The sequence below is a fragment of the uncultured Leptotrichia sp. genome (assembly GCF_938036635.1).
GTDB classification, from domain to species: domain Bacteria; phylum Fusobacteriota; class Fusobacteriia; order Fusobacteriales; family Leptotrichiaceae; genus Leptotrichia; species Leptotrichia hongkongensis.
The window spans coordinates 1-3,790 of the sequence record NZ_CALHQO010000431.1 but is presented as its reverse complement, the minus strand read 5'-3'; the positions used below and the strand labels follow the sequence as shown (position 1 = coordinate 3,790).

The window sequence follows — 3,790 nt, the reverse complement described above, 5'->3', positions numbered from 1 at the left end:
CTCTTTTTCCCATTTCCTTATCTAATAAATATAACGTAGCGTTATTATTATCAACATCAAGTGAAATAATCTTATCAAGGAATTTTTGAGCTTGTTCTTCTTCTTCTTCCTGTTCTTCAGCAAATTCATTCAAGAATACTTCTGCACCATAATCTCCCAGTTGTCTTGCAAGTTTGTGAATATTCTCAATAGAGGCTGTTACAGCTTCTTCATGTGCAAGAGCAGCTTCAAATACTTCTCTTACTGATGTAAAGTCCATTTTAGGCTTATCTAATCCTAAAAATTCAATTTTTCCGTTTCTTTTTAATACATACTCATAAAACTTTTTTGAATGTTCCATTTCCTCTTTTGCTTGATTTCCCATCCAGCTTGCAAAACCTTCTAATGATCTTTCATCAAAGTATGCAGCCATAGCTTGATATTGGTAAGCCGCTGCTAATTCCATGTTTATTTGATTATTTAGTAAAACTTCTAATTCTTTGTTTAATTTCATTTTCTCTCCAATCTATATTTTAAATTTTTAATTATGTTTTTCTAAACATTTTTCACAAGTACCTTTTATGTAAAAATGTATTTCATCAATTTCTACATTTCCCAATTTTGATAAATCAAATTTTGATAAATTTACATCAAAATCAACAATCTCTCCACAAGACTTACATTTGAAATGTCCATGATTATCCGTGACTACATCATATCTTACTTCATTTTCTTCAATAATAATTTCTTGAATGATATTATTACTGACAAATATATTTAATGTATTGTATACTGTAGTTTTTGATAAAGTAGGCATTTCAGGAGATAGATTTTGAAAAATATCGTCAACTGTTGGATGCGTATGATGATCCAATAGATATTGGAATATTTTCATTCTTTGTACTGAAGGTTTTATTCCATTTTTCTTTAAATAGTCACCAACGTTTTCTATATGCATACTTCCCTCCTAATATTGTTTGTTATTTATATTTTAAATTTCAATTGAATAATAAAAATAGATATATCGCTTGAGTAAGACAACTAACTTTTATATTTACTTACTTCTTTGTATCCATTACAATTTTATATCTTTTTCTAAATTTTGTCAATAGATTTATTTATTTTTAGTATCAAAGTTTATTTTTTCACTAGATTTCTGTTATTTTAAAATTTTCATTTATAGGAATTAAAAAAGTAAAGACTGTTTTTATATATGGCTCACTTTCTACCATAATTTCAATATTATGTCGCATTGCAATTTCTTTTGCAATTGCAAGTCCTAGTCCCATTCCATTTTTATTTTCCTCAGTATTTGATTTATGATAACGGTTAAAAATTTCTCCAATATTTTTAGAATCAATTCCTCTTCCACTGTCACATATTTTAAGCTCATATTTATTATTCTCTTTTTTTAGTAAAATATCAACTTCCTGATTTTCATTAGAAAATTTTATTGCATTATCCAGCACAATTATTATCATTTGTCGAATCCGCTGATAATCACCAACAAAAAGATACCTATCTTCTTCAATCGCATTTTCTGAAGAAAAATTTATTTTCACACCTTTTTTAGTTGAAATCTGCTTCATGCTTCTCACAGCATCATTTATAATTTCAAATAAATTTATTGTGCTTTTATCAATAGAAAAATCTGTGTTTTGAAGTTTCGTCAAGTCTATTAAGTCATTAACCAGTCTTTGTAAATGAATACTATCTGATAAAATTTGTTCATTATAATCCTTTAGCTGTTCGGAATCCTTTATAATTCCATCACAAATAGCTTCTATTGAACCACGAATCACTGTAATCGGAGTTCGCAGTTCGTGAGAAATATTTGCAATAAAATTTTGTCTCATTTTTTCAAAGCGTTCACTTTCTTTCGAACTCTTATCTAGTTGAAGTGCTAGTTTATCAATACTTTTTGCAAGGTCTCCAATTTCGTCATTCTGATTTACCTGTGTTGTTGCTTCATAATTTCCTTTTGCCAATTCTGTTGTTGTATTACGAATCTTATTAAGTGGTTTCGTAAAGCTGATAGAAAGCCAAACTGCACTGATACCCGCAAGAATTAATGCAGCTAAAATACTAAAAACAAGTGTATAGATACCACTTTTTAATGCTGAAGACATATACTTTACTGGAGAATGAAGCAACACGACTCCTTCAATTGTTTCACCATTTTTTATTGGAACTGCTACTGTAATTGAATTTTCGTTTAAGTAATCATTAAAATTTTCTGTTGTAGTTGCTTCTCCAGAAATAGCTTTTTTAATAGTTGCTTCTGCATTCGGCGGTAATTTCAGATATGAAAACGGTTGTCCCTTTTCGTTTCTTCCCTGTACAATGTTTCCAGTTTTTGCATCCACTATCCATACTTCTCCCATCGCAATATCCTCAATCATCCGCATACTTCTAAATATTTTAACATTATTGTCCTTCTCATCCACGATTCTATGTCTATGAAAATGTTTTTCATCCGATAATTTTTCAGAGCTTTCTTTTTTATCTGTCTCATTTTTTTCTATTTTCTTTTCAATTTCATCTTTTCTTATATCTTCAATAATATTATTTTCAATTGTTTTTCCATTTATATTTCCTACAATTTTAGGAACTTCCCTATTTGGCTTTAAAAATTTATTTTTATTTCTTCTTGGAGTATCATTTTTTCTTTCTACATCCAAATTTTTATCTACATCTTTTTCATCTCTATTCTCAAACCACATTTTAGACAAAGTTTCTGAAATCTTATAAGCTCTTTCAACCAAATCTTTCTTATGTAAACTAACAGTATTCTGAATATAGATATATCCAAAAATACTCCCAATTACAATAGAAAATAACAAAAGCGACAATCCAAAATATGAAAGTAGCTTTATAAATATTTTGTTTTTAAATTTTATTCCTTTAAATTTTTTGTCTCCTATTTTCACACTACCTTCCTTCTGCTACAACCTTATCCATCCAGATAAACAACTCATCTAAATCATAATCTCCAGAATGTGGAGTTGCCCAAGGCGATGCAAAATCAACTTTTTTCCCAAGATTTTCTAGTTTTATAGCAAGTATCGCAGGTATTGCAAGTGAAGTATCCTTGTCAACCGCACCATGTCTTATTCTCCAGTATTTTACTCTTGAACTCGCAATATAATTCATCGGATTCATCATTTTTATAATTTTCCTTCAAAATTTCTATATTTTTACTTTCTACTCCCTCGTTATTTTTTACAAAATATCTTATATCATTAAAATTACATTCTGAAACTATATGTGATGAATGAGTTGTTATCAATGTTTGTAATTTAATACTGCTCTTTCTATAACTGTCTATTAATTTTTTTATGTTACGAATAAAAATATATTGTAATTGAGGATGAGTATGTGCTTCAGGTTCTTCAATGTACAAAATATTTATGTCTGAAACATTATTAATAAAGTCATTTACAATGTTTTCTATTTCAAATATCATTCCTATTAAATTTAAATATCCTAATCCATTGTGATTTTCAGGAAGTTTTGTTTTGTTATAATCAAAAAATAACCTACTACTGCTTTTAAACAATTCTTTTTCTTGTATTTGTGAATTTATATAAATATTTATCTCATTACTATTTCCACTAAATTCTTTTATTTTACTTGTTATTCCAGAAAACACTCCTACTTGACTTTTGCTTTTCCCATTATATAAATTATTTAATTTTTCGTCAGTATTTTCAATTGCTTGTATTAAATTATCAAATTCTTTATCATTTTTAGTTTTAGAAATATCAAAATATTTTTCGGATAATTTAGATAATGAATTTTCATTTTCTTT

At 27.6% G+C, this 3,790-nt stretch carries 4 protein-coding genes and 1 pseudogene; all 5 read right to left on the bottom strand.

Going from position 1 to position 3,790, the window contains the following annotated elements; translation table 11 throughout:
* The coding region (locus Q0370_RS08625; RefSeq protein ID WP_299574673.1) for a ferritin at positions 1-493 on the bottom strand (493 nt) is incomplete at its 3' end.
* A 27-nt stretch (positions 494-520) separates the two neighbouring features.
* On the bottom strand, positions 521-937 hold the full coding sequence (locus tag Q0370_RS08620; RefSeq protein WP_299574671.1) for a Fur family transcriptional regulator: 417 nt from the start codon (positions 935-937) through the stop codon (positions 521-523).
* A gap of 190 nt (positions 938-1,127) precedes the next feature.
* The gene (locus tag Q0370_RS08615; protein ID WP_299574669.1) at positions 1,128-2,909 is read right to left on the bottom strand and encodes a cell wall metabolism sensor histidine kinase WalK; all 1,782 of its coding nucleotides are present in this window, start codon (positions 2,907-2,909) and stop codon (positions 1,128-1,130) included.
* 1 nt (position 2,910) lies between these two features.
* Positions 2,911-3,153: pseudogene (locus Q0370_RS08610) on the bottom strand (alpha/beta hydrolase); the annotation flags it as partial.
* A partial coding sequence (locus tag Q0370_RS08605) for an AAA family ATPase (protein ID WP_299574666.1) occupies positions 3,074-3,790 on the bottom strand: 717 nt, incomplete at its 5' end. The pseudogene Q0370_RS08610 and the gene Q0370_RS08605, both read right to left, overlap by 80 nt.

What these genes read in the sequence shown, in the direction of transcription:
- Q0370_RS08620 (WP_299574671.1), bottom strand. Translation starts at nt 937, where the DNA reads ATGCATATAGAAAACGTTGGTGACTATTTAAAGAAAAATGGAATAAAA.